The sequence below is a fragment of the Mesorhizobium sp. M0195 genome (assembly GCF_040322115.1).
Lineage (GTDB): Bacteria > Pseudomonadota > Alphaproteobacteria > Rhizobiales > Rhizobiaceae > Mesorhizobium.
Genome location: NZ_JAMYSV010000077.1, coordinates 1 through 979 on the forward strand (window position 1 = coordinate 1; position 979 = coordinate 979).

The 979-nt window shown below is 62.7% G+C and carries 1 protein-coding gene; it reads right to left on the minus strand.

Annotation, left to right across the window (positions count from 1 at the left end):
- Window positions 1-979: AMP-binding protein (locus NKJ12_RS32060; protein WP_352707714.1), on the minus strand; the 979-nt coding region annotated here is incomplete at both ends.

Genomic DNA, 979 nt, shown 5'->3' on the forward strand with positions numbered 1-979 from the left:
AAAGCTCCCCCACCGCCCCGAACGGCACCGGCGCGCCATGACCGTCCAGAAGATACAACCGCGTGTTCGCAATCGGACGCCCGATATGCGGCACAACGTTGTCACTGAAGAGCCGTCCCGAGGTTGCCACGACGGTAACTTCCGTCGGGCCATAGTTGTTTATTAACTTGAGAGGCGACGGTAGCCGGGAAGGCACACGCTGGAGACGATCACCGCCAATAAGCAAATACTCCAATGTGGGATTTATTTGCTTGTCTTCTAACGCGGTTGTAGCCAGCGGCGTGACTAAAAAGGCGGTCTCCAGCGATTGATCACACCACCATTGCAGTAGAAGCAGGGGATCTCCTGCTGCTGCTCTTGGCGAGAGCAGCAATGCGCTACGATTGGATAATGCAGACCACAGCTCCCAAATGCTGGCATCGAATGCCACTCCGGCCGTGAGTGCGCAGCAGGTTTCTCGTTGCCGACAGAACGTTTGCACATGCCATGCTGTAAGATTGACCAGGTTGTGGTGCTCGACCATGACGCCCTTTGGGGTTCCGGTTGAGCCGGAGGTGTAGATCACATAAGCGAGATGGCGTGAGGTCAGGCCAAGGGCGCGCGGCTCGGGATCGCAAGCGGGCAGTTCGGCCCAAGCCGGGGTCGCCGTCTCCAGATCGACCACGCTCACATCGACAAGCGCCTCGGGGCCGAGCGCGGCGCGGCCGGCCGCATCGGCCAGCAGCAGCCGCGGCGCCGCATCCTCGACAACCTGCCGCAGCCGCGCGCAGGGATAGGCCGGGTCCAGCGGCAGATAGGCGCCGCCCGCCTTGAGGATCGCCAAGACACCCACCACCATCGCCGGGCTGCGCTCCAGGCAGATCGCCACCGGCTGGTCCGGCCTCACCCCGAGCGCGATCAGATGATGCGCCAGCCGGTTGGCTCGCGCGTTGAGCTCGCCATAGCTCAGGCGCTCGTCCTCATGGACTACCGCCAAAGC